The organism is Priestia endophytica DSM 13796 (assembly GCF_900115845.1).
GTDB classification, from domain to species: domain Bacteria; phylum Bacillota; class Bacilli; order Bacillales; family Bacillaceae_H; genus Bacillus_I; species Bacillus_I endophytica.
Map to the genome: position 1 here is coordinate 368,161 of NZ_FOXX01000001.1, position 25,701 is coordinate 393,861.

Annotated in this window: 29 protein-coding genes; 6 read left to right on the top strand and 23 right to left on the bottom strand. The window is 38.0% G+C overall.

All coding sequences use genetic code 11. The features are described 5' to 3' along the window. Nucleotide 1: 1 nt before the first annotated feature. Nucleotides 2-553, bottom strand: coding sequence for an NUDIX hydrolase (locus BM012_RS01875; RefSeq protein ID WP_061801892.1), 552 nt, complete (start codon nt 551-553; stop codon nt 2-4). Nucleotides 554-627: 74 nt separating this feature from the next. On the opposite strand from BM012_RS01875, the gene mciZ reads away from it, so the two are divergent. Both mciZ and BM012_RS01885 read left to right on the top strand, forming a co-directional pair. Beyond that, complete coding sequence (gene mciZ, locus BM012_RS01880; RefSeq protein ID WP_019391600.1) at nt 628-765, top strand: Z-ring formation inhibitor MciZ; 138 nt, start codon at nt 628-630, stop codon at nt 763-765. Nucleotides 766-932: 167 nt separating this feature from the next. Next, entirely contained in the window at nt 933-1,853 is a 921-nt protein-coding gene (locus BM012_RS01885; protein WP_061801893.1) for an aldo/keto reductase, read from the top strand. A 32-nt stretch (nt 1,854-1,885) separates the two neighbouring features. On the opposite strand, the gene BM012_RS01890 is transcribed toward BM012_RS01885, so the two are convergent. Both BM012_RS01890 and BM012_RS01895 read right to left on the bottom strand, forming a co-directional pair. Then, nucleotides 1,886-2,107, bottom strand: a complete 222-nt coding sequence (locus BM012_RS01890; protein WP_061801894.1) for a YqkE family protein — start codon at nt 2,105-2,107, stop codon at nt 1,886-1,888. Nucleotides 2,108-2,177: 70 nt separating this feature from the next. Next, entirely contained in the window at nt 2,178-3,365 is a 1,188-nt protein-coding gene (locus BM012_RS01895) for an acetyl-CoA C-acetyltransferase (RefSeq protein ID WP_061801895.1), read from the bottom strand. A gap of 208 nt (nt 3,366-3,573) precedes the next feature. Here BM012_RS01895 and BM012_RS01900 point away from each other — a divergent pair, with 208 nt between their 5' ends. Next, nucleotides 3,574-4,482: an alpha/beta hydrolase gene (locus BM012_RS01900; protein ID WP_061801896.1), complete on the top strand. Its 909-nt coding sequence runs from the start codon at nt 3,574-3,576 to the stop codon at nt 4,480-4,482. Between the two features lie 26 nt (nt 4,483-4,508). Here the strand turns inward: BM012_RS01900 and BM012_RS01905 are convergent, their stop codons facing one another. Next, entirely contained in the window at nt 4,509-4,841 is a 333-nt protein-coding gene (locus BM012_RS01905) for an iron-sulfur cluster biosynthesis family protein (RefSeq protein WP_019391595.1), read from the bottom strand. A 90-nt stretch (nt 4,842-4,931) separates the two neighbouring features. Here BM012_RS01905 and BM012_RS01910 point away from each other — a divergent pair, with 90 nt between their 5' ends. Then, a complete protein-coding gene (locus BM012_RS01910) occupies nt 4,932-5,141 on the top strand; it encodes a YqzH family protein (RefSeq protein WP_061801897.1) in 210 nt (69 codons plus the stop codon). A 2-nt stretch (nt 5,142-5,143) separates the two neighbouring features. Here the strand turns inward: BM012_RS01910 and BM012_RS01915 are convergent, their stop codons facing one another. Both BM012_RS01915 and BM012_RS01920 read right to left on the bottom strand, forming a co-directional pair. Further along, nucleotides 5,144-5,938: an SDR family NAD(P)-dependent oxidoreductase gene (locus tag BM012_RS01915; RefSeq protein ID WP_061801898.1), complete on the bottom strand. Its 795-nt coding sequence runs from the start codon at nt 5,936-5,938 to the stop codon at nt 5,144-5,146. Continuing rightward, nucleotides 5,935-6,888 (bottom strand): MBL fold metallo-hydrolase, encoded by a 954-nt coding sequence (locus tag BM012_RS01920; protein WP_061801899.1) that lies wholly within the window; start codon nt 6,886-6,888, stop codon nt 5,935-5,937. Before BM012_RS01920 ends, BM012_RS01915 begins: the two co-directional genes overlap by 4 nt. A 230-nt stretch (nt 6,889-7,118) precedes the next feature. On the opposite strand from BM012_RS01920, the gene proC reads away from it, so the two are divergent. Continuing rightward, nucleotides 7,119-7,967 (top strand): pyrroline-5-carboxylate reductase, encoded by an 849-nt coding sequence (gene proC, locus BM012_RS01925; RefSeq protein ID WP_061801900.1) that lies wholly within the window; start codon nt 7,119-7,121, stop codon nt 7,965-7,967. A 31-nt stretch (nt 7,968-7,998) separates the two neighbouring features. Here the strand turns inward: proC and rnz are convergent, their stop codons facing one another. From rnz to mce, 13 genes are all read right to left on the bottom strand, one after another. After that, the gene (rnz, locus tag BM012_RS01930; protein WP_061801901.1) at nt 7,999-8,928 is read right to left on the bottom strand and encodes a ribonuclease Z; all 930 of its coding nucleotides are present in this window, start codon (nt 8,926-8,928) and stop codon (nt 7,999-8,001) included. A gap of 75 nt (nt 8,929-9,003) precedes the next feature. Continuing rightward, a complete protein-coding gene (locus BM012_RS01935) occupies nt 9,004-10,347 on the bottom strand; it encodes an aspartate aminotransferase family protein (RefSeq protein ID WP_197235061.1) in 1,344 nt (447 codons plus the stop codon). A 78-nt stretch (nt 10,348-10,425) separates the two neighbouring features. After that, the gene (locus BM012_RS01940; RefSeq protein ID WP_061801903.1) at nt 10,426-12,060 is read right to left on the bottom strand and encodes a PucR family transcriptional regulator; all 1,635 of its coding nucleotides are present in this window, start codon (nt 12,058-12,060) and stop codon (nt 10,426-10,428) included. Nucleotides 12,061-12,097: 37 nt separating this feature from the next. Then, on the bottom strand, nt 12,098-12,283 hold the full coding sequence (locus BM012_RS01945) for a hypothetical protein (protein WP_061801904.1): 186 nt from the start codon (nt 12,281-12,283) through the stop codon (nt 12,098-12,100). Between the two features lie 147 nt (nt 12,284-12,430). After that, on the bottom strand, nt 12,431-12,628 hold the full coding sequence (locus tag BM012_RS01950) for a hypothetical protein (protein ID WP_061801905.1): 198 nt from the start codon (nt 12,626-12,628) through the stop codon (nt 12,431-12,433). A 17-nt stretch (nt 12,629-12,645) separates the two neighbouring features. Then, on the bottom strand, nt 12,646-14,124 hold the full coding sequence (locus BM012_RS01955) for an NCS1 family transporter (RefSeq protein WP_061802319.1): 1,479 nt from the start codon (nt 14,122-14,124) through the stop codon (nt 12,646-12,648). 62 nt (nt 14,125-14,186) lie between these two features. Next, nucleotides 14,187-15,602, bottom strand: coding sequence for a dihydropyrimidinase (hydA, locus tag BM012_RS01960; RefSeq protein WP_061801906.1), 1,416 nt, complete (start codon nt 15,600-15,602; stop codon nt 14,187-14,189). Between the two features lie 13 nt (nt 15,603-15,615). After that, entirely contained in the window at nt 15,616-16,899 is a 1,284-nt protein-coding gene (gene preA / locus BM012_RS01965; RefSeq protein WP_061801907.1) for an NAD-dependent dihydropyrimidine dehydrogenase subunit PreA, read from the bottom strand. A 17-nt stretch (nt 16,900-16,916) separates the two neighbouring features. Beyond that, nucleotides 16,917-18,275 carry an NAD(P)-dependent oxidoreductase gene (locus BM012_RS01970; protein ID WP_061801908.1) on the bottom strand — a complete coding sequence of 453 codons (1,359 nt, stop codon included), beginning with the start codon at nt 18,273-18,275 and terminating at the stop codon, nt 16,917-16,919. A 36-nt stretch (nt 18,276-18,311) separates the two neighbouring features. Continuing rightward, entirely contained in the window at nt 18,312-19,199 is an 888-nt protein-coding gene (locus BM012_RS01975) for a nitrilase-related carbon-nitrogen hydrolase (protein ID WP_061801909.1), read from the bottom strand. Nucleotides 19,200-19,344: 145 nt separating this feature from the next. Then, nucleotides 19,345-20,466, bottom strand: coding sequence for a tripeptidase T (locus tag BM012_RS01980; RefSeq protein WP_061801910.1), 1,122 nt, complete (start codon nt 20,464-20,466; stop codon nt 19,345-19,347). Nucleotides 20,467-20,493: 27 nt separating this feature from the next. Then, entirely contained in the window at nt 20,494-22,035 is a 1,542-nt protein-coding gene (locus BM012_RS01985) for an acyl-CoA carboxylase subunit beta (protein ID WP_372439994.1), read from the bottom strand. Next, the gene (mce, locus tag BM012_RS01990; RefSeq protein WP_061801911.1) at nt 22,028-22,444 is read right to left on the bottom strand and encodes a methylmalonyl-CoA epimerase; all 417 of its coding nucleotides are present in this window, start codon (nt 22,442-22,444) and stop codon (nt 22,028-22,030) included. Before mce ends, BM012_RS01985 begins: the two co-directional genes overlap by 8 nt. Before the next feature lie 141 nt (nt 22,445-22,585). Here mce and prli42 point away from each other — a divergent pair, with 141 nt between their 5' ends. Continuing rightward, nucleotides 22,586-22,681 carry a stressosome-associated protein Prli42 gene (gene prli42, locus BM012_RS26250; RefSeq protein ID WP_019391577.1) on the top strand — a complete coding sequence of 32 codons (96 nt, stop codon included), beginning with the start codon at nt 22,586-22,588 and terminating at the stop codon, nt 22,679-22,681. A gap of 29 nt (nt 22,682-22,710) precedes the next feature. Here prli42 and BM012_RS01995 read toward each other — a convergent pair whose 3' ends face one another. The 4 genes from BM012_RS01995 to BM012_RS02010 all read right to left on the bottom strand — a co-directional run bounded on the left by BM012_RS01995 (nt 22,711) and on the right by BM012_RS02010 (nt 25,623). After that, a complete protein-coding gene (locus BM012_RS01995) occupies nt 22,711-23,151 on the bottom strand; it encodes a GNAT family N-acetyltransferase (protein WP_061801912.1) in 441 nt (146 codons plus the stop codon). Nucleotides 23,152-23,173: 22 nt separating this feature from the next. Continuing rightward, the gene (locus BM012_RS02000) at nt 23,174-23,953 is read right to left on the bottom strand and encodes a M15 family metallopeptidase (protein WP_407719603.1); all 780 of its coding nucleotides are present in this window, start codon (nt 23,951-23,953) and stop codon (nt 23,174-23,176) included. A gap of 117 nt (nt 23,954-24,070) precedes the next feature. Further along, nucleotides 24,071-24,589 (bottom strand): L,D-transpeptidase, encoded by a 519-nt coding sequence (locus tag BM012_RS02005; protein WP_061801914.1) that lies wholly within the window; start codon nt 24,587-24,589, stop codon nt 24,071-24,073. Between the two features lie 80 nt (nt 24,590-24,669). Continuing rightward, nucleotides 24,670-25,623 carry an aromatic acid exporter family protein gene (locus BM012_RS02010; RefSeq protein WP_061801915.1) on the bottom strand — a complete coding sequence of 318 codons (954 nt, stop codon included), beginning with the start codon at nt 25,621-25,623 and terminating at the stop codon, nt 24,670-24,672. Between the last annotated feature and the right edge of the window lie 78 nt (nt 25,624-25,701).

Here is a 25,701-nt window from a genome sequence, read left to right on the forward strand (position 1 = left end):
TTTACTCTCCAAGTACGCTTTTTAGCTGTAGATATTGAACAGCATACGCTGTTTTAGCATCGTATATTTCTCCTGTTCCAATAAGGGCGATTGCTTCTTCAAGCGTTAGCTCTAACACGTCTAAAAATTCATCCTCATCAAGACTTGCTTGTTCTGTTACCTTTTTTAAATCCTCAGCAACGTAAAGATGTACAAGTTCATCTGCGAACCCTGGTGATGTATAAAAAGAGATTAGATGTGTAAGGTTGTCTGTTGTATATCCTGTTTCTTCTTCGAGTTCACGTTTTGCCGTTACATGCGGCTCTTCTCCTTTTTCAAGCTTTCCAGCTGGAATCTCCACAAGAATTTTATCCATCGCTTTTCTATATTGACGAACCATAAGCAGTTTATTTTCATCTGTGAAGGCAATAAGCGCAACTGCTCCCGGATGTTTTACAATCTCACGTGTGCTTTTCTTTCCATTAGGAAGCTTTACTTCCTCTTCTAAAAGACTAATGACTCTTCCTTCAAAAATAGTTTTAGACTGTACCGTCTCTTCTCGTAAATGTTTCAAAATGCTTCACCTCGTTCTAGTTTTTGATACTCGCTCATAAATTTTATCATATTAGAAAGAGGTGGGAAAATCAGGTGAAAGTGTATCGACTTGATCGCGGAATCGTTCTTGTCGGAAAAGCATGGGAAATTAGAGAGAAATTGAAGCAATATGAACGCGAATTTAAGCTTGTTAAAGATTGGGTGAACAGTATTCCCTCATCAAAGCTATAGATTTCTTTTTCGCTCGTTGACATACGTTGACGAGCCTTTTTATTCACCTTTCTTGCAGATAAGGAAAGGATAGCGATACAATAAGGAAGAAGGTGTTTTTATCATCAAGTGAACGGATACATATATATTAAAGAGAAAGAAAGAAAGAAAGAAAGGAATGAATCGAAATGAAAAAAAGAAGACTGGGACGTTCGGATTTGCATGTTAGTGTAATGGGACTTGGATGCATGTCGCTTGGTCAGGATAAAGAAAAAGCAAAATCTATTATTGATGAAGCGTTAGAACAAGGTGTTAACTACCTTGATACAGCTGATTTGTATGACTTCGGGACTAATGAAGAGCTTGTTGGTGAAGCAATTAAAGGAAGACGAAAAAACCTTATTCTTGCTACAAAAGTTGGAAATAAGTTTGAAAAAGGAAAAGAAGGCTGGACATGGGACCCTTCTAAAGCACATATTAAAGAAAGTGTAAAGAAAAGCTTACAGCGTCTCCAAACAGATTATATTGATCTTTATCAGCTTCACGGAGGAACAATTGAAGATCCTATTGATGAAACAATTGAAGCTTTTGAAGAACTCAAAAAAGAGGGCCTTATTCGAGAATACGGCATTTCCTCTATTCGTCCAAATGTGATTCGTGAATACGTAGAAAAATCGTCTATCGTAAGTGTAATGATGCAATACAGCATACTAGATCGTCGTCCTGAAGAAAGCATAGAAGATTTACTTGCAGAGCACAACATTAGTATTGTTGCAAGAGGCCCTCTTGCTAAAGGTCTTCTTACAAGTCGAGGTACAGACCAGCTTCAGCGCAAATTTTATAATAAAGACTATTTGGACTATGAATACGAAGATCTTGAGAGTACTATTCTACATCTAGCAAATGTCCGTCCAACTCACTCTCTTGAACAAACAGCCCTTCAATATTGCTTGCATAACAAAGCGGTTGCTTCTGTTATTGCAGGAGCAAGTTCTGTTGAACAAGTGCTTTCAAATACAACAGCTGCAGGTTCACTTCCATTGAAAGATTCAGAAGTTGAAGACATCAAACGTTTAACAAAAGCAAATCAATATGAAAGTCATCGCTAATATAAAAAAGGAAGCTCTATAGAGCTTCCTTTTTATTTAAAATCTTTCCACTTTAAGTCACTTTCATTTAAAAGTTCATCAAAGGATTTATTTTTCTCGCGTTGACGCTTTTCTTCAAGGCGACGTTCACGTTCTTCTTCCTGCCTTTTTTCTTCAGCTTTTTGAAGTGATTTCTTTTTCTCCTGCAGTTTTTTGAGCACGTCGCTTCCTAATCCATCTTTAAGATGAATTTCGTTTTCTCGCTGTTTTTTCAAGATGGTCCCTCCTCCTGTTTTAAAAATTATAAAACGAAGAAAGTTCTCTTGCAACTACAGCACACTACCTTTATACGCGTTCAACTACCGTTGCTACGCCTTGACCTCCGCCAATACATAACGTTGCTAAACCTAGGTTTGCTTCACGCTTTGTCATTTCATGAATAAGGGACACTAGAATACGTGCACCACTTGCTCCAATTGGATGACCAAGTGAAATAGCTCCTCCATTTACGTTTAGCTTTTCTTTATTGAAAGAAAGTTCACGATCCACAGCAATTGACTGTGCCGCAAACGCTTCGTTTGCTTCAATTAAATCAAATTGATCAAGTTCAAGTTCTGCTTTCTTTAGAACCTTTTGAACAGATGCAACAGGGCCAATTCCCATAATACTTGGATCTACGCCTGCGCTTGCATTTGCTTTAATGCGAACAAGTGGCTGAAGACCAAGCTCATCTGCTTTCTCGCGACTCATTACAACAAGAGCTGCAGCTCCATCATTAATCCCTGATGCATTACCTGCTGTAACTGATCCGTCTTTTTTGAAAGCTGGTCTTAATTTACCAAGACCTTCTGCAGTTGTTCCTTTACGAGGAAACTCATCTTCTGCAAATACGATAGGATCTCCTTTACGCTGTGGAATTTCAACAGGCACAATTTCGTCTTTGAAACGACCTGAAGTAATAGCTTTTTCAGCTTTTTGCTGGCTGCTTGCTGCAAATTCGTCTTGCTCTTGTCTAGAAATTTCATACTTTTCGCACAAGTTTTCAGCTGTAACGCCCATATGATAATCGTTGAAAGCGCACCATAAACCGTCTGCAATCATGCTATCAACAACTTTTTGATCTCCCATTTTGAATCCATTACGTGCATTTTTCAACAAATAAGGTGCTTGACTCATATTTTCCATTCCACCTGCAACAACGATTTCTGCATCTCCTGCAAAAATAGCCTGTGTTGCTAAGTGAACCGCTTTCAAACCTGAGCCACAAACTTTATTAATGGTAAGTGCTGCCACTTCTTGTGGAAGTCCTGCCTTTAGCGCAGCTTGACGTGCTGGGTTTTGCCCTAAGCCAGCTTGTAGTACGTTCCCCATGATAACTTCGTCTACATCTTCTGCTTTAACCCCTGCTTTTTGTAACGCTTCTTTAATCACAATACTTCCCAAAGTTGGAGCGGATACATTTTGTAAGCTCCCCCCGAATGTACCAATTGCTGTTCTTACTGCGCTTACGATAACCACTTCTTGTTGAACCATTACTCAACAACTCCTTATGTATTCTGTTTAATGCTGCACAAATAAAATATTCTACATTGTTCCCCTAAACCCTTCAAAATTTTTAAATTTTTTCAACTTTTTTGTTATTCTTTGTTTTTTTACTAATTTACTGCTGATACAAAGCGAAAAACGACTCTTTTCACTTTATGTTAAAATAGACTATATTCTAGTTAAAGGAGCTTCTCTTATGAAAAAAAGATGGATTGGTGCAGCTCTCGCACTTGCTTCCGCGGCAGGCGCTGGCGCATTTTTCACAAACAAAGTAATGTACATAAAAAAGAAAACAGAAGAACAGATCCTCGAAAGTGAACAACGCTCAACTCATTTTTCTCGCGAAGAATATGAAGCGGTAGAGAAAGAACATTTTTCAGTTCCTTCTTCATTCGGATATGATATATATGGAACAATTATTGCCCCACATCCTGAAAATAAATTTATGATTTTCTGTCATGGCGTAACGGTGAATTCATTAACTTCGTTCAAATATATGAAGCTTTTTCTAAATGAAGGCTGGAACGTTGTTTCTTATGATCATCGAAGACACGGAAAATCAGGAGGAAAAACAACAAGCTATGGTTTCTATGAAAAACAAGATTTAAAAGCCGTAGTTGAGATGGTAAAAGCTAAATTTGGAGAATATATTAGACTCGGCGTACATGGGGAATCGATGGGAGCCGTTACAACACTTTTATATGCATCTATGAAAGAAAGTAGAGCTGATTTCTATATTGCTGACTGTCCGTTCTCTGACTTTAAACAGCAGCTTGTTCATCGACTAAAAGAGGATTTTAAGCTTCCTCCATTTCCAATTATTCCACTTGCCAACTTTGTTCTAAAATGGCGAGATGGCTATCGTTTAACAGATATTTCACCGCTTAATGAGATCGAAAAAATAAAGGAACCTGTTTTATTTATTCATAGCGCAGAAGATACCTACATTCTGCCTCAAATGACGAAAGAACTGTATCGAAAAAAACAAGGAGAAAAGATGCTATTTATTGCTTCCCACGGAACTCATGCTCGTTCCCTTGTAGACAACTATGAACACTATGAGGAAACAGTACGCTCTTTCTTAACTAAGTTTCATCTTCAGTAAAAAAAACACCTTCAAAAGGTGTTTTTTTAGTTTATTGTTTTATCAATTAAGCTCATGCGTGCATTTAAAATTTGACCAGGACTCTTCAATGAAAAACAATGGGCAGATTCGACATAATCGATTTTTAATTCATCATCTAAAAAAACGTTTTTAGATGGTTCAACATATACTGGCCATGCGTTTGTTTCAATTTTTTCATCTGACTCAGACAGCTCTTTAACAAACCAAAGCACCGTAACACCGCACATTACGCATCCTGTATCTTCTGTATCGTATTTTAATTTTAGATTTTTCTCTCCAGCATTTGGATAAAGCTTTTCGATTTCCTGTGCTGCACGTTCTGAAAATGTAATGTTCATTTCCATTTCCCCTCTCTTTTAAACATAGTATACTATATAGTACACTTTACCCTAATTTTAAGACTCCTATCAGGAAGGTAAGATTTCCCTATGAATAGAAACTTTATAATAAAACTCATTCACTCAACACTTGCTCAATATGATTACATAGGAACGGAGCTTAATATTCCTCCTGAAGATCTTGATACGCTAATTTGTAAGTGTGAAAGAGAGCATTTAAAAGATTTAACACAGCCTTTATATGAAGTTGTTCATGATGCTGTATATAACTATTTAACAGAAGATGGTGAACCTTGGTAGAGCTATTTTTGTTTAAAAGCATTTCCGCCAAGTTTCTCGACAAGGCGTGGGAAAACTTGATAAAACGTGCTTCCCACATTCATCCAACTGGGCAAATTAATTTCCCGCTTTTTTGTAAAAAGAGCTGAAACAGTTTTGCTTGCTACTTCTTTCGGGTCAAGCATAAACCGTTCTACGTTTTTCTGATATTGACCAGATTCATCTGCAACATCAAAGAAATTTGTTTTGATTGGACCAGGGTTGACAGCCGTTACAAAAATCCCTTCATCTTCTACTTCCATCCTTAAGCTGTTTGTAAAACCAAGGACAGCATGTTTTGTTGCGGCATATCCGCTCGATTTCGGCGTTGCAATTTTAGCAGCTTGCGAAGCAATATTAACAATATGACCATGCTGACGTTCAATCATATGAGGAAGAACTGCTTTTGTGCAAGCAATAAGACCGAGAACGTTCACTTCAAACATGCCTTCAAAGTTTTCTATACTTCCTTCAACAGCATATTCAAACTTCCCGTATCCCGCATTATTAATAAGGACATCGATTGGTCCATGATGTTCGATAATGCTAGCAAACGTTTCTTTAATTGCCGAACGATCACTAACATCAAGCACAAGATAAGGTGCTTTAATTCCAAAATCATTGTCTATTTTTTCACTTATCCTTGCTAGACTTTCTTTACTGCGTGCAAGAAGAATTGGTGTTCCTCCTCTTTTTGCTACCTCGTATGCCATTTGCTCTCCGATACCGCCAGAGGCTCCTGTAATAATAACAGAGCTACTTTTTAACGCGTCTTTCATACCTTTACCTCACTTTTCCTAAAAAACCATTTCCCTTGCTTTTCTACCTTTTGGATATACCCTACCTCTTCTAAATAATGAAGCTGTGCAAGCGTCATTGATAGCGTAAGAGCAAGCTGTTTCTCATACGCATGAGGAAATAGATGTTGACAAATCTCAAACCCTGTTTTTCCTTCTTCAAGAAACGGAAGCAAAGATTCTGCTTTTTTTCTTTGCTTTATCATTCTTTCTCTTGTAAGTTCGCTCACATTTTCAATCACTTTCCCATGTCCTGGATAAAGCTTTTGTACTTTTAAAGACAATAATCTTTGTAAAGAATTATTGTACTCAAGCTGAGGCTTCTCATGTTCTCCTTCAAAAAATGGAGGCTCAATGAGTGGGTTTGAAACGATTTTGTCTAGTAAAACATCACCTGCAATGAGCTCTTCTTTTTCTTCATGATATAGAGCAATATGATTTCCTGCATGCCCTGGCATGTGGAGAACTTTCCATCCCTTCAATAAAGGAGGAGAGGCTCCTTCTGATAATGTACCAGCTAGTTTCGCTTCTGCTCCATATTTAAACTGCCCTTCAAACCGAGGGATTTGAGACTTATAAGAATATGGAACAGAAAGCTGTAAAAAGAGGTTCTCAAAGTAGGAATTGTACGTTTCTGCAGTACTTTTCTTATATGTAAGCCATGGCTCGATATGAGGATGACCATAAACAGGAACTGAAGGAAGATAGTGCAGCAAGCCAACATGATCTGGATGATGATGAGTTAAAATGACTTGGTCAATATCTTCAACTGTCAAATGAAGCGATGCAAGCTGGTTTTTAAAAGCAGCCCATGCTTTTTCCGTTTTCACTCCTGCATCAATAAGAGTTATACTGTCGTTCACAATCACATATAAATGAACATCACCAATTTGGTATGGAGTAGGAACTGTAATTTGATAAATATTTTCCATCGTATCTTACTCTCCTTATTTTTCATTACATCTATTGTACACATTTGGAGACTTGAGGTCACTTTTTGCTCCTTTTTCTTTTCAAGCCTTATTGACAATATCAATTGCTTCAGTAGATAATGTCAAAAAAGACTTTCAAAACGGTATAGGTAAATGAATAAAGATACCTAAAAGGTCTTTCTGTCCTTTTGTGATAGAAAGGCCTTTTTATGAGAAAAGGAGGCTTACCTATGAGTAAAATTGTTTTTATTGGAGCTGGCTCTATGGCAGAAGCAATGATTTCAGGGCTGATTGAAAAAAAGATGTATAGTGGAAAAGAGATCATTGTGACAAATCGCTCAAATGATGAACGACTTCAAGAACTTTCTCAGCATTACAGGGTTACAACAAGTCGTGATTATAAGAAAATATTAAAAAAGGCAAGCGTTGTTGTCTTAGCTTTTAAACCAAAAGATGTTGTCGAAAGTCTTTCACTGTTAAAAGAAGATCTTTCTTCTGACCATCTTGTTATTTCCGTCATTGCAGGGGTTAGCACAGACTCGATTACAAACTTACTTGGATTTGAAGGCCCTGTTATAAGAGCGATGCCGAACACCTCTGCTTCTATTGGACAATCAGCTACAGCTATTACAAGTGGAAATTGGACAAATGAGAAGCATGAACAATTAGCACGTGCTCTTTTTGAAGCTATCGGAAAAGTCATTACAGTAGATGAAGAAGCAATGCATCTTGTTACTGGACTCTCTGGAAGCGGTCCTGCTTATTTTTATTATATGATTGAAGCAATGCAGGATGCTGCCGTTCAAGAAGGAATGACAGAAGAAACAGCAAGAGAACTTATTTTCCAAACATTTGTTGGTGCTGCTGGCATGGTGAAAGCTTCAAATAAAACTCCTCGTCAGCTACGAAAAGAGATTACAAGTCCAAATGGAACAACAGAAGCAGGCATTAAAATGCTCCAACAAGAGCAGTTTAAAGAAAGCATCTCTTCTTGTATTAAAACAGCTAAAAATCGTTCAGAAGAAATGGGAAAAGACATTGAAGAACGCCTTGCAGCGTCCATTTCTTCTAGGCATTAAAAAAGGAAAAGAGATATTCTCTTTTCCTTTTTCAACGTCCTTCATTGTCTATCATAAACTGCGAGAAATCAAATGCCATTTCTGTATTCTCAAAAGTCTTCCTCGCTTCTTCTAATAAAACAAGGGCTTCTTCCTTGTGGTATCTAGAACTTATATGAGTTAAAATTAGCTTTTTCACTCCCGCTTTTTTCGCTGTCTCTGCCGCTCCAAATGATGTTGAATGATAGTACTCGTGAGCAATTCTATCATCTTCCTCTGAAAATGTTGCTTCATGAACAAGTACATCAGCACCTTTGGCAAGTTCAAGAGCATTTGTACACGGACGTGTATCCCCTAAAATCGTGACAATTCGTCCTTTTTTTGAAGGACCAATGTAATCTGCGCTTTTTAAGACACGTCCGTCTTCAAGCACAACTTCTTCCTTCTCTTTAATGTCACGGTAAACAGGACCTGGCTTAATTCCTAACTCTCTTAGCTTTTCAACTAGAAGCGTTCCTTTTGTATCTTTTTCTATTATACGATATCCATAGGAAGAAACACCGTGCTCTAACAAGCGTGCTTCAACGACAAATTGCTCATCTTCAAAAACAATGCCATCCTCTACTTCAACAAAATGAATGGAATAGCGTAAATGTGTTTCACTAACTCGCATCGAGATATCTACAAATTCTTTAATGCCTTTTGGTCCGTATATTGTAAGAGGTGTTTCTCCTCCTTGAAACGAACGACTTCCTAAAAAGCCTGGCAAACCAAATATATGATCTCCATGAAGATGCGTAATAAAAATCTTCTCAATTCTTCTCGGTCGAATAGAGGTATGTAGCACTTGATGCTGCGTTGCTTCTCCACAGTCAAACAGCCATGTTACTCCTCGCTCACCTAATAAATTTAATGCAAGCGACGTCACATTGCGATGTTTAGCTGGAACTCCTGCTCCTGTGCCAAGAAATAATAAATCCACAATCTTTTCTCCTTTCTTACGAACAAAAAGCCTGTATTCTATTATACAGGCTTCGTTCCTATATTTGAAAGTTCTTTAAAGAGAATGAATTGCTTCTGTAACTGTTTCAGCAAGAATGATTATTTCATCGTCTGAAATACAAAGTGGAGGAGATAGTGTTAACACATTATTAAATCCAGCTACTGTTGCTCCATTCTTTCCAATGATAACTCCTTTATTTTTACAGAAAGAGATTATTTTATTCACTTTTTCAACGTCTAATGGTTTTTTAGTTCCTTTATCTTCTACAAGCTCAATTCCGATTAAAAGCCCTTTTCCTCGCACATCTCCAACATAGCGATGATCCTTGACTTTATTCTGTAAAAGGTGTAAAAGCTCTTTTCCTTTTACTTTTGAACGAGAAAATAAATGTTCATTTTCCATGATTTCGATGTTTTTCAATGCAAGAGCACAAGCTGCAGGACTTCCTCCAAATGTATTGACATGCCTAAAGTAATCGTACTCCTCACTTCCTGCAAACGCTTCATAAATATCGCGACGAACAGCTGTTGCAGATAAAGGAAGGTAAGCACTTGTAATCCCTTTTGCCATGGTAATAATATCAGGCTTCACTCCATAGTTCATAAAACCAAATGGTTCACCTGTTCTGCCAAATCCACAAATTACTTCATCTACGATAAGAAGAGCACCGTGATGCTCACATATATTTTTAACTCCTTGTAAGTACTCTTTTGGAGGCATCAAAATTCCTCCACCTGTAATAATTGGCTCCATAATTACGCCTGCAATTGTTTCACTTAGCTCCCATGTCATCGTGTTATCAATAGCCTTTACACTTTGCAATTCGTTCGCTTTTGTATCTTCTTTATCTTCACCACGATAAAGATCTGGAGGCGGAACATGGATAAATCCTCCAGAAAGAGGTTCATATTTAAATTTGCGCTGCGCTTGACCTGTTGCAGCTAAAGCAGCTCCTGTATTTCCATGATATGCTCGATATCTTGATATAAATTTATATCGATTTCCCTCTCCCTTTTGTTGGTGATATTGTCTAGCAATTTTAAAAGCCGTTTCATTTGCTTCAGAACCGCTGTTTGAGAAAAAAACAACATATTCGCCACCAAGCATATCACTAATTTTTTCAGCGAGCTTTACACTTGGTTCATGACTTTGTGTAAGTGGAAAATAGGCAAGCTTTTTAAGCTGTTCATATGCTGCTTCTGCAAGTTCTTCTCGTCCATACCCAACATTCACACACCAAAGGCCTGCCATTGCATCAAGCATACGACGACCACTTTCATCTGTCACCCAAACTCCTTTTGCTTCTTTTGCAATAATTGTATTTTCAGGATTATAAGGCTTCATTCCATGCCAAAGATGTTTTTCATCTTTTCCTAAGATACTTTCTGTTTTCTCCATTATCATCCACATCCTTCTTGAAAAAATCTCAATTTCTTGTATACTATCTCCTCTTTTACATTAGACAAAAGACCCTTGTTACCCTTCAATTTCTGAACATTGCGAGTATTTTTCTTCTTTCTTTTTTATAAAGATTTGCTCATATGCTAAAATCATAAATTCTAGAGCCATTCGCTTTCTTGGTTCCATAAAATCTTCGCCAAGAAGCTGTTCAAGTTTGGCTAACCGATGATAAAGAGTTTGTCTCACTACAAAGAGCTGCTCGGCAGTTTCTTTTTTTGAACCACTGCACGCTAAGTATGTTTTTAGTGTCTCGAAAAGCTTGCCATTATAATTCTTGTCGTACTGTAAAACAGGATTCAAATATTCAAAAATCACTTCATGAAGAGCTCTTTGATCGGAAATTAGAGAAAGAATGCGATAGATATGCAAATCATCGTGAAAAAAAATATTTTCAGCTGAAGAAACTTGCTCACTGCAAATATCAGCCGTAATCTGGGCTGTTTTATAACTTTTCTCCATCTCATCTAATCGATCAACGAAAGAACCTACACTAATAAAAGAAAAAAGCTTGGCATGTTTTTCGTATGCTTCGCTTTTTTTAAAACGCTCCAATGATTGAGTAAATCGATCTCTCCACGTTTGTTTTTGGCGCTTGTTAACAAACACAAATAAGATGTTCTGGCGATATTCGGTTATACAAAGTAGAAAACCACGTTGTTCAAATAAAGTTGTAAGAAGCAATTTTGCGTACGAAAAACTCGCTCCTTCCCACTCTACCCCTTCTTGCTTACGGCAAAGAAAAACACCTCCGCCTTCATAGTTATGAAGACCGTCTATTTTTCCGAGCTTGTGAAAGATATTTGGAAGGGACACTTCTCCTCTAATCCATTCTCGCAGCCATTCGTTTTCACACCGTTTCTTTTTCTCTTCTATATAGAGATTGCGCAAGAAATGCTGGGAAATCGCAAGTGCTGTTCTGTCAAGGGCAAGCATATCTTCTTCTGTAAACCTTCTATTTTTAACCACAACGTACAGCTCGCCATATTCTTTTCCTAATACTTGAATCTTTTTGCTTATTTTTCTGCTTTCTGTATAATTGTCATCGATTATACTTTTATGTATGATGCTCCACTGCTTTGAGTTGTTTTGTTGAAAAGGTGGGAAAATATGAGTTGTGCTCTCCTTAAGGCGAAGAACAACTGTTTCTTGAAGGTATTGATGAAAATGAGACAATAAGTCTGAAAGATCATGTGTTGCTAAAAGAAGTTCTTGAAGCTCTCTCGAATAGGTTTCTAAACGAGCAAGAATTTCATAGTGGGCGTTAATCATAAACGTATGAACATCTTGCGTGATTTCAACGAACGGAACTTCTTGATGAAATAAAATAAGAGGAAATTTGTGTTTGTTTGCTAGATTAATAATAGAAGAGGGAATACTTTTTGTATAGGATCCAATTTCGATACATAAACCGGCAACATTGCGGGTGATTAACTGTTGCAATAGAGAAGAAAAAGCTCCTTCATTTTCCTTCCAGCCTACTCCCGTCGATAAAATGAGCTCCTCTCCTTTTAGAAGATGCTCAACTTTAGGCACCTCTACAATATGAATCCATTTTATTCGACGTTCTAATCCTTCCTTTCCTGCAACGACTTCACAATGCTCAAAGTTTTTACGCTTTAAAAGCTCGCTAACGGTCAATGTTGCTTGCAAGAAATCACCGCCTTATGTTTTTCCTTACCTTACCATACTATCCTGAATAGTGAGATATACTTTGTAACACTTCTTTACGTCGTTTTGCATGTTTTACAATTTGCTCTATCTCTCTTTTATAAAAGCGGACGTGCGCCAAACTGTGTGCGTTTACAACTTCTAGTTTAAGTTTTTCAATAACTTTCTTTTCTTCACCTGTTAACCAATTATTCTCGTTTGACATCGTTTGTCCTCCTTTTAATAAATCTTTTTTCACTACCCTTATCGTATCGCTTTTATGCTAGTTAAAGGAACTTGTTAATAAAATGTAACTTAAAAGTTACCTCTCGTTAAAATAACGAAAAAAAGAGAGGAAAATCCCTCTCTTTTCCTACTTCATAATATATCTCATAAAATACTTCCTAGCATCTGCTGTTAAGATATGAAGGTTTTCTTCCGCTTTCTCACTATGCTTAAATGTTAAAAAAGCACCGCTTAAATTTTCTAAAACATGAGTAATTTTATAGCCATCTTGGATTAAACGGTCAATATCTTTTCGTTCTTTTTTATATAGTGCATACTCTGACATTTCATCCCTCCTTTTGATTACGTCTCTACCTTGGAAGTTGAAAGTGGTAGTGATATACCCTCCTCTTCCCCTAAAGGAATGTCCCAGTCTCTTCCTACTGTAATTCCTAAATATTTTTCATCACTAGGATCTTCAATTTCTTTTTGAGGATATTTCACAAACCACCAAAACTTCCCTAACACATAATACAAAAGGGCACCAACAAAAAAACCGACAAGAAAAGAATACGCAGAAAAGAAGGTTGCTACTCCTCCTCCAATCGCCCAAGAGATAAAGCCAGCTCCATTAAATCCGTAATAATATTTATATTGTCCTTGCAGTTCATACAGTTCTTTTACATTTACGCGTCGCTTGCGAAGTAAGTAATAATCTGAAAATAAAATTCCTACAATTGCTGAAAGAATCCCCCCTACAATAAGAAGAACAGTATTCAACATTTCAAACAAGCTCCAAGGTTGTGAAAAACACCCGATAATACCTGCTAAAAAAACGCCCATCCAAAACGGCATTTTAGGACCGCCAACATTAGAGAATATAGTTGCCGCTGGAACTAAATTTGCTGCAATATTTGTTGACCATTGGGCAAATACAATCATCAAAAGAAGCACACCTAATACAAAACCGCTAGCTGATTGTTGTAAAGCAACAACAGGATCATAGTTTTGGACGGCAATATAAGAAACAGCCCCAATGATGACCATGAACGTCTGTGTTAACGGAAGGGCAACCATACTTCCAATTAAAGAAGACTTATTGCGCTTGAGCCAGCTCCGCTCGTACTTTGGCGCTTTAATATAACGAGAGATAGAAGGAATATCTGTCGCAAGCGTAGCCCAAAATCCCATATTTCCCATGATCACAATCATAAAAGCAGTGAAGGCCGCAATACCTGTTGTAGGATTTTCAATCCACGTCCAAACGTCTCTTCCTCCTTCACCAGCGCTTTCTGATAATGTTGTATACATCCATGCAGAGATAAGAATAATAACAGGTGCTGCAAGGTCGGTAAATCTCTCTACAGCTTTAATACCCATTGCTGTATTAAGGAGTTGAAGAAGTGCAAAAAGAAGAAAACAAAGAAACCAGTTATCAAACGCTATTAGTACATTTAAGATACTGTTCATAGCTGTTGCCCCAAAGTAAGTGTTGATGCCGAACCAGCACGAAGCAGCAACACCCCTTATAACAGAAGGGATATGAGTGCCTATTGTACCAAAAGGAGCTCTCATATAGACGGGAAAAGACAGACCATGTTCAATACCGATATCTCCAATAATCGTGATAAACAAGCCAATCAAAAGAGAGCCAATCACAGTCGCAAGAACAACAAGCCCAAGTGGTAAACTCTGCACTCCTGAACCACCAATGGCAAAAGCAGCAAGTACAACAGCCATGCTGATCCACATAAATACGAAACTTAGTGTACCAATCTTCCGCACGCTGTGCGCAACAGGCAGTAAGTCCTTTGATTTCAAATAATTTTCTTTTCTTTTCATTTTAAGCACCCATTCTTCCTTTTCTATTATTCCTATTCATACAATAAGGGGCGAAACAGTTTTTATAGAGGAAGTGAAGCTGTCGCAGTAAGAAGACTTTCTTTATATTTTGCTCTCTTTATATAGGCTCCATGACCTTTCTTACCAACTAACTTTTTGTCTCGGACAACAAATTCTCCTTTGCTTAATACAGAAACAGGCTCTCCTGTAACTTCCATTCCTTCAAATGGATTATAATCTACGTTCATATGATGAGTTGATGCAGAAATTGTTCGCTTTATTGTTGGATCAAACAGAACTAAATCAGCATCTCCTCCAACAACAATGCTTCCCTTTTTAGGATATAATCCAAAAAGCTTAGCTGCTCTTGTTGATACAAGATCAACAAATTGCCCAAGTGATATTCTCCCTTTTGCTACTCCTTCTGAGTATAAAATACTGAAACGGTCTTCAATGATTGGCCCTCCGTTTGGAATCTTTGTAAAATTACCAAAACCTAAGTCTTTTTGGCCTTTAAAATCAAATGAACATTGATCAGAGCCAATCGTTTGCAGCTCACCCTTTTGAATAGCTTTCCATAAATAGTCTAAATTTTTCTTTTCGCGTAAAGGCGGAGACCAAACATATTTTGCTCCTTCAAAGTTCTCCTTCTCTAAATAAGATTGATCAAGAACTAAATACTGAGGACACGTTTCTCCCCATATATCGACTCCTCGGCGACGCGCCTCTGCAATCTTAGTTGCTGCCTCTTGACAAGTAACGTGAACAACATAAAGCTGAGAGTTCGCCATCTCTGTTAAAACAGCTGCTCTCCCTGTTGCTTCCCCTTCTAGTTCAGGCGGTCTTGTAAGCGCATGATAAATAGGATCTGTTTTTCCTTCTTCAAGCGCTTTTTCTGTTAAATATTCAATAACATCTCCGTTCTCAGCATGCACCATTACAAGTGCGCCTAGTTTCTCCGCTTCTTTTAATGTTTGAAAAAGCGTTGCGTCGTCCGCTTGAAAAACGTTTTTATAAGCCATAAATACTTTGAAAGACGAAATCCCTTCCTCACGGATTACTGAGGGAAGCTCATTCAATACAGTGCTATTTATCTCACCAATCATTAAGTGAAACCCATAATCTATAAACGCTTTCCCACTTGATTTATCATGCCATTCGTTAATGGCCTTTTGGAGCGGCTCTCCTTTTTTTGTAAGGCAAAAGTCAATAATAGTCGTAGTGCCTCCAAAAGCTGCAGCGATTGTTCCTGTTTCAAAATCATCTTTACTAACCGTTCCCCCAAAAGGCATTTCAAGATGTGTATGAGGATCAATCCCGCCTGGAAATACATAAAGCCCTTTTGCATCAATAATTTCTGCCTGATCTTCGTCAAACCCGGTACCAATCCCTATAATATGCTCTCCTTCAATACAAATGTCTCCTTCAAACGTATCTGAAGCCGTTACAATACTACCGTTTTTAATAATTTTCTTCATGTTTTCCCCTCCTTTATTCCGCTGCTTTCAGCGTAGAAATGAGCGTTCCGGAAAGAGCCGCCTGCCTCTCATTCCACGTCATTGGTTTGTCACTTGGAATTTCAATCATAGAGATGGCTCCATCAACAGGACATACGATAGAACATAAATTACAGCCAACACAGTCTTCTTCCCGCACTTGTAAATATTCTTTTCCGTTTTCACCCTTTAATATATCAATACACTGATGTGACGTATCTTCGCAGGAAATATGACATTTGTTGCAGTTAATACAGGTTTCATTGTTAATTCGCGCTACAACTTTATGATTTAAATCAAGGTCTCCCCAATCCCTATATTTGCTAACAGCTCCGCCTACTAAATCGCTTATAGCGCTCAGACCTCGTTCATCAAGGTAATTGTTAAGCCCGTCTATCATATCTTCTACAATGCTGAATCCGTGGTGCATAGCAGCTGTGCATACTTGAACAGCTGACGCTCCCATGAGCATAAATTCAACAGCATCTTGCCAACTAGATATTCCGCCCATTCCTGAAATTGGTACATTTATATGAGGATTTCTTGCACATTCAGCAATCATATTTAAAGCAATTGGTTTTACAGCTGGCCCACAGTATCCTCCATGTGCTCCTTTCCCGTTTACATGTGGAATCGTATTCCAACTATGAATATCAACTCCTGCAAGACTATTGATTGTATTAATCATACTAACAGCATCAGCACCACCTTCAACAGCGGATTTGGCTGTTACTGTAATGTCCGTGATGTTTGGAGTTAGCTTTACAATTAAAGGCGTTGTTGCAACTTCTTTTGCCCAATATGTTTGTTTCTCAACAAGCTCTGGTACTTGCCCTGATGCAGCCCCCATTCCTCGTTCAGCCATACCGTGGGGACAGCCAAAATTGAGTTCAAGTCCATCTACACCAACAGCTTCGACTTTTTTTACGATCTCGTGCCATTTTTCTCTTTTCGGTTCCACCATAAGAGAAGCGATAATAGCATTGTTTGGAAACTTCTTTTTTGTGTCCTTAATTTCTTTTAAATTCACCTCAAGCGGTCGATCTGTAATAAGTTCAATGTTATTGAAACCTGCAACACGCTGACCGTTGAAGCTAACTGCAGCAAACCGAGAAGAAACGTTTAAAATAGGTTCTCCGAGCGTTTTCCAGACAGCCCCTCCCCATCCTGCTTCAAATGCACGCTGCACTTGGTAGCCAGAGTTTGTTGGAGGTGCTGATGCGAGCCAAAAAGGATTTGGAGACTGTATTCCAGCAAGATTTGCACGTAAGTCTGCCATTCTTTTCTCTCCCTTCCCTATGCTAAATTTTTCTTTCTCTCTGTGACACTCTTATGAATCTCATAAGCTACGTTTTTTCCTTGCTCTGCAGCTGTGACAACCATTGCATCTCCATAACCTTTTCCAAATACGATATCACCACACGCATATATGCCTTCTTTTGATGTTCTCATTGTACTTCCATCTACTTTTACAACACCACCTTCATGTTCAAGGCCGAACTGCTCAATTAATGAGGTATGTCGCGTTTGTCCAATTGCTTTAATTACAACATCAACAGGCATATCAAATGTGCTTCCTTCTATTTCAACAGGCTTGCTTCGACCATCTTTTTCACGCTCTGTAAGCTTCATTTTGACACATCTTAATGCTTTTACACGTCCTTGCTCATCACCAATAATCTCTTTTGGAGCCGTTAAAAATCGAAACTCAACTCCATCTTGTTTAGCAAACTCGTACTCAAAATCATAAGCCGTCATTTCTTTTACTGTTCTTCTATACACAATTTTCACGTTTTCAGCACAGAGGCGAACTGAGCACGTTGCAGCATCAATTGCCGTATTTCCCGCTCCAATAACAGCTACCTTCTTACCTTGAAATGTTTCTGTTAGCTCTTTTGTTTTCGTATCTTTTACAAACTCGATTGCATCATGAACACCCTCAAGCCCTTCTCCTTCTACATGTAAATGAGGAACAGACCCCATACCAGCTGCTAAAATAACAAAATCATAGCTTGATAGAATATCTTCAGCGCTTATATCTTCCCCAACTGTTGTCTCTGTTCTTATTTCTACACCGAGTCTTTCTACTTGAGAAACTTCCCAAAATGAAATTTTTTGTGGTAAGCGAAAGGACACAATACCATAAGTATTTAACCCTCCCGCTCTCTCACTTTTTTCGAACATTGTGATGCTATATCCAAAGCGGGCGAGTTCACGTGCTGCTGAGAGACCAGCAGGACCGCTTCCAATTATGGCTACTTTTAAACCATTGCTTGCTCCTTTTTGAAAAAGAAGAGCATCGTTGTGAATTGCCCAATCTGTTGCATAGCGCTGCAAGCTTCCGATTGGAATTGGGGCACTATCGCTGTTTAATACACAAGCTCCTTCACAAAGTTCTTCTGTTGGACAGACTCTCGCACAGCTTGCTCCAACAGGATTTGCTTCCATAATGACGCGAGCTGAGCCTTTTATATTTCCAGAAGCGATTTTCTTAATAAAACTTGGGATGTTAATGTTTGTTGGACATGCTTTAATACAAGGGGCGTCATAGCAGTATAAACATCGATGTGCTTCATTAAGTGCCTTCTTTGTTCCCAGCCCTTTATCTACCTCTTCAAAATTTTCCTCCAGCTGCTCAATGAGAGTTTTTTCCATTTTTACACCTTCTTTTTCTAGAATGAAAATTGTTTGTTACGGAAGAAGTGATGTCATTTCTTCATATGTTTCAGGACGGCGATCTCGGTAAAATTGCCAAGCATCTCTTACCTCTTGAATAAGCTTGCGGTCCACTTCGCCAATGATGACTTCATCACGATCTCTACTTCCAATTGCAACAAAACGACCGCGGGGATCCACTAAATAAGACTGACCGTAAAATTCGCCCATATTCCAAGGGGCTTCAAACCCAATTCTGTTAATTGCTCCAACGTAATAACCGTTCGCAACAGCATGTGCAGGCTGCTCTAGCTTCCATAAATATTCGGATGTACCAGCAACAGTTGCCGATGGATTGAACACAATTTCTGCTCCTTTAAGACCAAGCACCCGGGCTCCTTCTGGAAAATGGCGATCATAGCATATATAAACGCCGATTGTTCCATACTCTGTCTTAAAAACCGGATACCCTAAATTTCCAGGCTTGAAGTAAAACTTTTCCCAAAACCCATATCCTTCTTCTCCAGCTCCAACATGGGGGATGTGCTGCTTTCGGTATTTTCCTAAATATGTTCCATCAGCATCAATAACAGCTGCTGTGTTATAGTACGTAGCAACTCCTACACGCTCATAAATCGGTAAAACAATTACAACATGCAATTCTTTTGCAAGTTCCATAAATCTTTTTGTTGTAGGCCCTTCTGGAATTTGTTCAGCTGCACTATACCATTTCGGGTTTTGCTCAGAACAAAAATAGGGACCATAAAAGATTTCCTGCATACAGATAATGTTGACCCCTTTTTCCTTTGCTTCTCTCACAAGCTTTATATGTTTTTCAATAGCCGCTGCTTTGTGAACTTCAACAGGCTCATTTCCTTCCACATTGTGTGATGCCTGAATAAGTCCAATTTTTATTTTGTCCATCTCTCTTCCCCCTTTTTTGTCTAAGTGTCTAAATTTTCTGAAATTAATACTTATTCTACTAGATTCCTTTCGTTTGTACACTATACAACATGTAAAATAAAAAAAGAGAGCACTACACATTATGTACAATGTGTAGTGCCCTTTTTTAACAACTTACTTCTTGAATAAGAGCAAGTACAAGTTCACTTGTTTTAACAAGTTCTTCAATTGGCATCTTCTCGTTTGTTGTGTGAATATCTTCATATCCAACAGCTAAGTTAACCGTTGGAATACCATGACCAGCAATCACGTTTGCGTCACTTCCGCCACCACTGTGAAGAAGACGAGATGTTCGGCCAATGCGATCAACTGCTTTTTTCGCTACTTCAACAACATGATCTCCATCTTTAAATTTGAAGTTTGGGTACATGACCGTCACTTCTACTTCTGCTCTTCCACCCATTTCTTCTGCTGCTTCTTCAAACGCTTTTTTCATTTTTTCGACTTGGGCTTCCATCTTTTCGCTTACAAGTGAACGAGCTTCTGCTAGAATATGGACTTGGTCACAAACAATATTTGTTTGTGTTCCACCTTCAAAGCGCCCTATGTTTGCTGTTGTTTCTTCATCAATGCGGCCAAGCGGCATTTTTGAAATAGCTTTAGAAGCAATTGTAATAGCTGAAACGCCTTTTTCAGGAGCTACGCCAGCATGCGCTGTTTTTCCATAGATTGTTGCCTGAACCTTCGCTTGAGTTGGAGCACCAACAATAATGTCGCCTACTTTTCCGTCGCTGTCTAACGCATATCCAAACTTCGCTGTAATCATGCTTGGATCTAATGCTTTCGCTCCAACAAGTCCTGATTCTTCTCCAACCGTAATAATAAACTCCACTGTTCCATGCTCAATTCCTTCTTCTTTAATAACTTCCAAAGCTTCAAACATTGCAGCAAGGCCTGCTTTATCATCCGCTCCTAAAATCGTTGTTCCATCACTTTTAATATAGCCATTTTCAATTTGTGGCTTAATTCCTTTACCAGGAACAACTGTATCCATATGAGATGTGAAATAAATTGTATCAACTCCTTCTTTTGTACCTTTTAAAGTACAAATTAAGTTGTTTGCTCCATGTCCTGTTACTTCTTTTGCATTGTCTTCTTTTACTTCCACGCCAAGTGATTGGAATTTCTCCTTTAGTACTTCTGAAATTTCACTTTCGTATTTTGTTTCAGAATCTACTTTGACAAGTTGTAAAAATGTGTCTACTAAACGTTGTTCATTAGGTTTCATTATGTACTCCTCCTTAGTTTGTAGGTATTACAGTGGAATATTTCCATGTTTTTTCGCTGGACGCTCTTCTTTTTTGTGACGAAGCATTTCAAGTGCCTTCTTCAATTTTATTCGTGTTTCTCTTGGGTCAATAACGTCATCAATCATCCCAAGACTTGCAGCAACAAAAGGATTTGCAAATTTTTCTCGGTATTCTTCAATTTTGCTTTTTCTTGTTTCTTCAGGATTACTGCTATTAGCAATCTCTTGCGCGAAGATAATGTTTGCAGCTCCTTCAGGCCCCATAACGGCAACTTCAGCGTGAGGCCATGCGTACACGAGATCTGCCCCTATTGCTTTGCTGTTTAGAGCAACATAAGCTCCACCGTATGCTTTACGTAAAATAACAGTTAACTTTGGCACTGTTGCTTCTGAGTAAGCATATAAAATTTTTGCTCCATGTCTTATGATACCACCATGCTCTTGTTTTACACCAGGAAAGAACCCTGTTACATCTTCAAGCGTGATAAGCGGAATATTAAAACAGTCGCAAAAACGAATGAAGCGAGCAGCTTTATCTGAAGAATTAATATCAAGGCCTCCTGCCATAATGCGCGGCTGATTGCATACTAATCCAACTGTTTTCCCTTCTATTCTAGCAAGGCCAACAACAATATTTTTCGCAAACTCTCTGTGAATTTCAAAAAAGGTGTTATGATCTACAATTTCTTGAATTACAAGGCGGATATCATAAGGGCGTGTAGGGTTATCTGGTACAATATGAAGTAAATTTGGGCGATCATCATTGGAAGATTGAACAGCAACATATGGTGGTTGTTCACGATTATTTTGAGGTAAATAAGACAGCAATTTCCTGACATTTGCTAATGTTTCTTCTTCACTTTGAGCTGAAAAATGAGCGTTCCCGCTTATGGCGTTATGAACATGTGCGCCTCCTAAATCTTCTGCGGCTATTTTTTCTCCTGTTACAGTCTCAATTACTTTTGGACCTGTTATAAACATTTGACTTCTCTCTTCGACCATAAAAACAAAATCAGTAATCGCAGGAGAATAAACAGCTCCTCCAGCGCAAGGGCCCATAATAACTGATATTTGAGGAATAACGCCTGAGTAAATCACGTTTCGATAAAAAACATGACCATATCCGTCAAGAGAGGCTACTCCTTCTTGAATGCGAGCTCCTCCTGAATCATTCAATCCGATAAAGGGAACTCCTGTTTTAGCCGCTAAGTCCATTACATGCGTAATCTTTTTTGCATGCATTTCCCCAAGCGCACCTCCAAAAACGGTAAAATCTTGCGAAAATAAATAAATAGGCCTCCCCATTATTTTCCCATACCCCGTCACAACACCTTCACCAGGGGCTTCTTTTTCATGAAGACCAAAATCATGACAACGATGTTTTATAAAAGGATTAAGTTCCACAAAAGAGTCTTCATCAAGAAGCAAATCAATCCGCTCTCTTGCCGTTAACTTGTTCTTTTTATGCTGTTTCTCAATAGCCTCCTTACCACCTCCAAGTTCAACTGCTTCCTTCTTGTCGTGAAGACTATAAAGTTTTTCATACACGCTGATCTCCCCCTTTTTCACAAAGCTCAATAAGTACTTTATGTGTTGAAGATGGATGTAAAAAAGCAATAAGAGCGCCTCCCGCTCCTATTCTCGGTTTATTATCGATCATTGTGAGACCTTTGCTTTCAAGCTCTTGTATTTTCGCTCTTATATTTTGAACACGAAAAGCAATATGATGAATACCTTCTCCTCTTTTATTTAAAAACGAAAAAATAGCTCCCTTTTGTTCTAATGGTTCAAGAAGTTCAATTTTAGCTGATGGCGTCTCTAAAAAAGCTACTTTTACACCTTGACTTTCCACAATTTCCTCTCCAATTAGAGTGAGACCAAGCAGTTTCTCATACATATATAAAGCGCTTTCAATTGAATGTACAGCAATTCCAATATGATCTACTTTTTCAATCATTGCATCCTCCCTTATCATTATCGTATTCTTTCTATATCTATTCTATATGTTTCTCTTTTTTCCTTTTATAACACAACGCTTGTCGAATGCTTCAGGAAAAGCTACAATGTAGACAAATAAAAGACAGGGAGTTGGCCGAAAGTGTCTAATAAGAAAATCCAAAAAACGATTGTAATGATTATGCTTGGTATTATGATTCTTTCTACCATTATGATTGGTATTAGCACATGGGTATAAAAAATGGACCTGACTATAAGGTCCATTTTCTATAGAGATAAGGAGTAATAGAAATAGTGATCGTCTTTTTGATATCCCAACTTTTCATATAGATGCTGAGCACGAGCGTTATCTTTTGCTGTTTGCAAAACAATTGAACCTATCTCTTCTTGTTTGCCGTACTCCTTTACTTTTTGTAAAAGAGCGGCACCTACTCCGCTTCCTCTCGTTTTTTCTGTAACATACAAATCATTTAAAATAATGATTCTCTTTATTCCAATTGAAGTAAAAGAAGGATACAGCTGAGCAAAACCTACAGCTTCAGCTTCCTCTAAAGCTAAAAAGATGACAGATTCCTTGTTGTGTAAACGTTCATAAATAAAGCGTTCAGCAGCTTTTATATCACTTTTCTGTTTATAAAAAACACGATATTCGTTAAAAAGAACGGCTACCTTTTTATAATCTGTTACACAGGCTTTTATAATGTGCATAATTCCCCTCCGCCATCTCTTTTTATCTACTAGCTTCTTCTAATGTTAATCCTTGTTTATATAGATAAGTAGCATGTTCCTTTCCTACATATCGAATATGCCATGGTTCATAAGAATACCCTGTTTCCTCTTCTTTTCCTTTTGGATAACGAATAATATAGCCTTGCTTGTAGGCATTCTCTTTAAGCCACTTCCCCTCTTCTGTTTCCCCAAATTGCTCTGTTAAAAGAAAGTTGGCCGACTGAGAAGAAACATCTATTGCTAAGCCTGTTTGATGTTCACTTGTTCCAGGAACTGCGCTGACTTTTTTTGTTTCCACTTCTCCATAATCCTGTACATGCTGATTAAATACAGCAATTTGACGGTCATAAGAACGATAACCTGAAACAGCATAAAGTTTAATCCCTTCTTTTTCTCCTTCAGCGAATAACTTCTCAAGTGCTTTTGCAGCTTCTTGTCGTAAATACTTTTTCTCCGCCTCACCGCTAAAGGAAAATTCAACGTTAGGAACTACAAGATTCTGTGGGATAAATCCTTCCGGGAGACTTCGCTTTTTATTGACAACAAGCAACAAAGAATTAGGATTCGAAATAACTGATACTCCTTGAACTTTTTGATCAATGGTTTCCGAAAGAGCAGGAAAAGCAGGTTCACTTTTTTTCTCATCTTTCTGCTCGCTTGTTTTGGTGTCAGTAGGCTCTTCCTTTTGAAGATTAAAAGCAACAATAAGAACAATAGCTAAAATAAAAAAGAGAAAAAACAGTAAAAATAAACGCCCAAAAATTCCCCTGTCTCTTCTCATACTACGCTGAACCGGCTTCTTCTCCATACAATGGCCCTTTCCCTATTTAGATTTTGTGCTTATAGTTTATATCTTCCAAGAGAGAAGAAGCAACTTATTTTTTGCAATTTTCACAAATTAATTTTTATGCCTTAATGTTTTGACCTCCTCTATTAAAACTTGAAAAGGCACGTCTTTTTTTACAATATAAACGCTCGTTCCTTTAGGAACGTTTTCGTATAACCATTCTACATTTTCATTTGAGAGCCTAATGCATCCGTTTGTTACATATTGACCAATTGAACTACTTTGATTTGTTCCATGAATACCGTAAATTCTACCGTCTGTTTCACGAGCGTCAAATCCAATCCATCTTGTGCCAAGAGGATTTTCAGGACTTCCCCCTTCAATATCCTTTTTCCGATAATATGGATTTTTAGCTTTCACTATAACGGTAAAAAGCCCTTCTGGAGTTAGCTCCTCTGTTTTCCCAGAAGCAGCATCCACAACTTTTATAATATTATCTCCTTTAATAAACGCAGCTTGATTGATAGCTTTATTCACAATAACAAGCGGTTCTTGTTCTTGCTGATAAGCATGTGACGGAAAGAGTACAAAAGAGCAAAGTGATAAACATAAAAACCGTAGAAGTTTCAAAAAAACCCCTCCTTTTTGCGGTTATTCTTCACTTCTCTCGTTATTCTCATACAAAAAAGCAAGCCTTTTCGGCTTGCTTTTTATATGTCTACTTTTAATGATTCTTTTGCTATTAAATATTGCTCTATCTCTTTCATAAACCTGTAAAGCTGTGCCCGTGCTTCAAATTCTTCACGCGTTTGGGGAAGCGGCATCTTTCGAAATTCTTTTGCAAGACTTTCAAGCTTCAGTAAAAACAGCTTTGCTGTGTTTCCTGGATGAATGGAAAGACTAAGCTCTTCCATAAATGCTCCAATCATATGGCGCTGTTCGACCATTGGTTCAATTGATGTAACAACAGGTAGAATGCGTTCAATAATTTCGAACTGTTTTTCACGCGTCTTGAAATAGTGATAATAGTAATTTTCAGTGCGGCGAAAATGATTTTCAACATCCCTAAAAGACAAACTTTTTGCTTTTGCTAGAATGTTAGCTGTTTCGGTAATCTCCTGGCCCATCCACTGACTTTCATTCTTTTGTAAGTAAGATGCCATCTCGCCTAATATTTTCTTGAAATTATCTTCGATTTGGCGTTGATATGTTTTGAGCTGTCGATCTAAGCTTGGCATGTAGAGATTAGCTATGAGTGCTACGCCAATTCCTGTTAAAATAATTCCTGTCTCGTTTAAGATAATACGCCATGTCACTTCACCAAATGAGTAAATATGCAAGATAATAACAGAACTTGTTACAATTCCTTCACTAACTTTTAAGAGAACCGTTGTTGGAATAAAGAAAAGAAGAAGAAGACCAATTGAGGCTGGGTTATACCCGATTAGCTCAAAGAAGATAAAAGAAAAACCCATTGCAATCATACATGCCACAAGACGTGACCATGCACTTTGAACAGATTGCCTTGTTGAACTTTTCACACAAAGGATTGTCAAAATCCCTGCTGAAACAAAATTATCAAGGGACAAAAGCTGAGCAATAAAAATCGCAAGCCCTGTTCCAACTGCTGTTTTCAGCGTACGATAGCCAATTCGAAATTTCATGTTTTGCCTACTCCTATAAGTTTAAAATAACTTCTTTCAATTTGTATCACGGAATCAGAAAACGCGCAATAGGTTCTC